Source organism: Dokdonella sp. (genome assembly GCF_049593775.1).
Taxonomy (GTDB): domain Bacteria; phylum Pseudomonadota; class Gammaproteobacteria; order Xanthomonadales; family Rhodanobacteraceae; genus Dokdonella.
The window spans coordinates 1-4448 of the sequence record NZ_JBAWHJ010000129.1; the positions used below are offsets into that span (position 1 = coordinate 1).

Annotated in this window: 4 protein-coding genes and 1 pseudogene; all 5 read right to left on the reverse strand. The window is 61.6% G+C overall.

Annotation, left to right across the window (positions count from 1 at the left end; translation table 11 throughout):
* A pseudogene (locus WBP53_RS04405) lies at positions 1 to 696 on the reverse strand (hypothetical protein); the annotation flags it as partial.
* On the reverse strand, positions 693 to 1841 hold the full coding sequence (locus tag WBP53_RS04410; protein WP_423926331.1) for a BatA domain-containing protein: 1149 nt from the start codon (positions 1839 to 1841) through the stop codon (positions 693 to 695). The pseudogene WBP53_RS04405 and the gene WBP53_RS04410, both read right to left, overlap by 4 nt.
* Positions 1838 to 2743, reverse strand: coding sequence for a DUF58 domain-containing protein (locus WBP53_RS04415; protein WP_423926333.1), 906 nt, complete (start codon positions 2741 to 2743; stop codon positions 1838 to 1840). The genes WBP53_RS04410 and WBP53_RS04415 overlap by 4 nt, the downstream gene beginning before the upstream one ends.
* A 20-nt stretch (positions 2744 to 2763) precedes the next feature.
* The gene (locus tag WBP53_RS04420) at positions 2764 to 3759 is read right to left on the reverse strand and encodes an AAA family ATPase (RefSeq protein WP_423926335.1); all 996 of its coding nucleotides are present in this window, start codon (positions 3757 to 3759) and stop codon (positions 2764 to 2766) included.
* An 80-nt stretch (positions 3760 to 3839) separates the two neighbouring features.
* The coding region (locus WBP53_RS04425; RefSeq protein ID WP_423926337.1) for a DUF4159 domain-containing protein at positions 3840 to 4448 on the reverse strand (609 nt) is incomplete at its 5' end.

The following is a 4448-nucleotide window of genomic DNA, read 5'->3' on the forward strand; positions in this document are numbered from 1 at the left end:
AGGGTGCAATTCGATTTCCGAACCATCATGGAAACGCAGGGCGGCAGATTCAGGCTCCGGCTCGAAGTCCAGATTCCAGCGCAGCTCCGAATCCTGTGCGATCTCTGCATCGAGGCTGGATTCCTTGCGCGACGGCAAGCCGGTGTACGCAGGTGGCTGGATATCGAGGCGCACAGATTTCAACTGCGTGACCGTGGCGAGGCGCTCGGTGGAGGGCGCCGTCAGCGACTCTGCGGATCCTCTAGTGTGCGCGACAGGCCGGTACAGTGATGCGAGCGCAACAGCCACGGCAACGACAGCGAGCAAGCCAATACGCAGCCACGGCCAGGGATCGCGCAGATCGGGAAGCCGGGATCCGGACACCCTGTCGAGGACACGCTGGCGCTGCATTCGCGCGAGTGCTGACAATCCTGCGTCGTCGCGAAGCAGCAGGTCGCTGCTGTCATCCAGTGCCGGCATGCGTGTATCGAGGCGGCGTACCACGTGTGCCGTGTCGAGCTTGCCCAGCGCGCGCCAGAGCCAGCCAGCCAGCAGCGCGACCATCAGCACGGCAACCGCTGCAGTCATCGGCATGGAACGACTGCCGTGCACCAGCAACAGCGTTGCAGCGACGAGTGGAAGCCAGCATGCCAGGGCAATCAAGGCGCGGCGCCAACGCATGCCTAGTTGCAGACGTTTCAGGATCGGACTGTTCATGCCGGATGCCGCTTTCGCATGGCGACGATGCGTTCAAGCAGGAACACGATCGCGACAAGCAGGCACAGCAACGCGGTCAATGATGTCGTCGTCGGTCGGGCTTCCCGATCAACTCGTCGCGGCGCGACATCGGCTGCGATGGCCCGCGTGGGTGGCGATGACTCGCCCGTGAGCAGCCCCCGCAATCGCTCGGGAAAATCCGCATCCAGAAGCAGGGGCAGGCTTTCGGGGGTCATCGGTCGCAGCAACTGAACCACGGCGCCCTCGCCCAGCACCTGTTCACTCGCGACCGCACCACCGGATTCATCGCGCAGGACGATGGACCCTGCCTGCACCGGCGAATCGACCACTAACGCACGGCCTCCTGCTTCGATCCAGGGCAACAATTCATCGGGCAGTTTTCCGTCAAGCCAGATTACGGCATCACTGGCGAAATCCACGGGCATCGAAGCGGGCTTGTCGTCGATCTTCAGGCTGTCCGGCTCATCGCTGCCCAGGGCAGCGAGCGCGGCGCGCAGATAGCCCAGGGCATCGCTGCCGTCACCGGCATGGCGCAGGGCGACCATCAGCGGCTTGCGGCTTTGGGATACGTTGCCACTCGCATCAATTGCGCCAGCCACGCTCCACTCGACGTCCCGACCCAGAGCGATTCTCTCCGCGTCGAATCCATCCGGCTTTTCCGGCACGAGTATGCTCAGTGTGTCGGCCGGCGGAAGCGTGGCCTCGAATTCACGCACCAGGCTGGCTGTCGCTTGATCCGCTGCTGGCCTCACCTCTTCGATCGGCGGAAATCCGGGTGCCAGCCAACGCCACTCAACATCCGGGTCGGGGAAGTTCGTTCGCGCAGCATCGAGGTCGATGGTGCTGCCGACCAGAACCCAATGACGCGCATCGCGCCATTCACCGCGCAACACCGGGACGGCAAGCAGCAAGGCCATCAGCGCGAGCAGGAGCAGCCGCAACAACAACAATGCGAGATCATCCAGTCGCAAACGCCGACGCGGGCGCTCGCTTTCGCGAATCCAGCGCAACGCGGGAAAGTCGTAGGGGGTCTGTTCGGGCCTGCGAACCAGATGAATCAGCAAGGGCAAGAGCCACGCAGCCAGCGCGACCAGGCCCAGTGGCAGCAGGAATTGCAGGTTCATCGCCGCTCCACCGCGCGCTGAGCTGCACCAAACAGCGCTCGCAATGGTTCATCCAGCGGTCGATCCAGAACATGTTCCGCATGAGCGACGCCATTCGCCGCCAGCCGCCGAGCCAGGGCTGTGCGCGCCGCAGCGAAACGATCGAGGTATTCCTTGCGTGCGCGCTCGGCATCGACTCGCATCTCGGTGCCGGTTTCCGGATCACGCAGAAGCAGGCCGCCGCGGAACGAAAAGTCGCGCTCTTCTGCGGTGAGCAACTGGATGGAAGCGACTTCACGCCGGGTCGCCGACAGGCGAACGGCGAGATCCATCAAGCGTTCGTCAAATCCATCGCCAAGCAGAATCACCAGTGAGCCCGGTCGAACTCGATCCCATAACGGGGTCAGTTGCGAATCGGCCACCCCGCTGCCTGCACTTTTCAGACGCTCGAGCTCAACCATGCAACGATCACGCTGGCGCGGACCAGCACCCTCGGCTACGAACTGCAAGCCTTCAGCGGAGAGTCCGACGATACCGAAGCGATCCCCCTGGCGCAGGGCCAGGTCGATCACGCAGGCAGCCAGAATCCTGGCGGCTTCAAGCTTGCTGAATTGGGGTCTTGCGCGATCCGACTGCGCCATCGATGCGCTGGCATCGATCAGGATCCAGACCGTCAGCGGACTATCGCGTTCGGCTTCGCGAACAAAGTATCGATCCGAGCGGGCGAACAGCTTCCAGTCGATGCGTCTTGGTTCATCACCAGGCTCATAGCCGCGATACTGGGCAAACTCCAGCCCTGCCCCGCGACTTCGACTGGCATGCATGCCCAGTCCGTCGCCTGACGACGGGCCACGCATGCTCAATCGCAGGTCGCGCAATCGCGCATGCAATTCGGGAGGAATGCGCAAGGCCGATCCCTTCATGCGGTCGGTACCGGCGCGGCTCAGGTCGGGAACGGCACGTCACGCAACAGCACGTCGATGACGTCATCCGTGCTGCGACGATCCGCTTCCGCGGCGAATGAAAGCAGCAGGCGATGACGCAGCACCGGCGAAGCCAGGGCCTGGACATCTTCTCGCGTTGCCGCCAGTCGCCCATGAATCAACGCACGTGCCTTTGAGGCAAGCACAAGGGATTGGCCGGCCCGCGGCCCCGCGCCCCAGCGCACCCACTCGCGCACTTCACTGATCGAGCTATCCTGCGGGCGGGAAGCACGCACGAGTCGCGTTATCCAGGTCAGCAGATCTTCACCGACATGCACCTCGCGAACGAGCTTCTGCAGCGCAATCACTTCGGTGCCGTCCATGACTTCGGTCACCGTTCCGGATCCGCTGCCGGTGGTGCGCGCAAGAATGGCGCGCTCCTCGTCTTCACCGGGATACTCGACACGGATATGCAGCAGGAATCGGTCGAGCTGGGCTTCGGGCAATGGATAGGTGCCCGCCTGTTCAAGCGGGTTCTGCGTGGCGAGCACGAAGAACGGTTCGGGCAGCGTATAGGTGGTGCCGGCGTAGCTGATGGTGTGTTCCTGCATTGCCTCGAGCAGGGCAGCCTGGGTCTTCGGTGGCGTACGGTTCAGCTCATCGGCGAGCAGCAGGCTGGTGAAGACGGGGCCCTTCTGGAACTTGAAATAGCGCTTGCCGGTTCCGTGATCCTCTTCGAGAATTTCGGTGCCGAGGATATCGCTGGGCATAAGGTCCGGGGTGAACTGGATGCGCCTGAACTCTAGGTTCAGCGCCATGCCAAGTGAACGCACCAGCAGGGTCTTGCCGAGTCCGGGCACGCCTTCGAGCAGGCAATGACCGCCCGCCAGCAAGCCGATCAACAACTGTTCGACGACCTCGTCCTGGCCGACGATGGCCTGGGCAATCGAGCTGCGCAGTTCGGCCAGCTTGTCGATCTGATGCTTCACGCTTTCTTCTGTAATTGCTTCACTCATCGAATTTCCAGATCTGTATGGTGCCAGCAAGGTCTTGCAGGAGCATGTTTCAGCCGCTTCCTACGATGCCTTCCCCGATGCTAGGTTGTCATCGCGTAGACGGCGATATTGACTGCGAACCTGGTGTTGTCCTCGGCCAGAAATCGCTTGTTGCGCCAGTCGTAATCCCATTCACAACCGTAGTCCTTGTTGCTGTAAAGCACGCCAAGACGACCTTCGATCTCGATACCCTTGAGATACTCGTGGACAAGGTCATCACCCCAGCCATTCAATTCGAACCCGGTTGCCGGAGGGCCATCGAATTTGAAGAAGCAGGAATACAGCGGATGATTCTTCGGTAATTTTTGCAGGGCTTGCCGGCCGAATATGGAGGCCATCTCGGCTTCGAAGGATTTCGCGAACAATCCGTCGATGTCATGGTTGCAGTCGTCGACCAGGACGAAACCACCGTTGCGTACATATTTTTCGAAATTTCGCCGCTCGTCCGGATTGAATTCGACGAGCTTGTGACCGGCCAGGTAGCAGAAAGATGCACCGAGCATGCGCGGATCGGCCAACGGCAAGACCTGTTCCCTGGGATCAACGCGCAGGGTCGTGTACTGAATCAGCGCATCAATCACGTTCGAGGGCATGCGCTGGTCGACATCCCAATCACCCGACTCATACATGAGCCGGGTGAACACGAAATC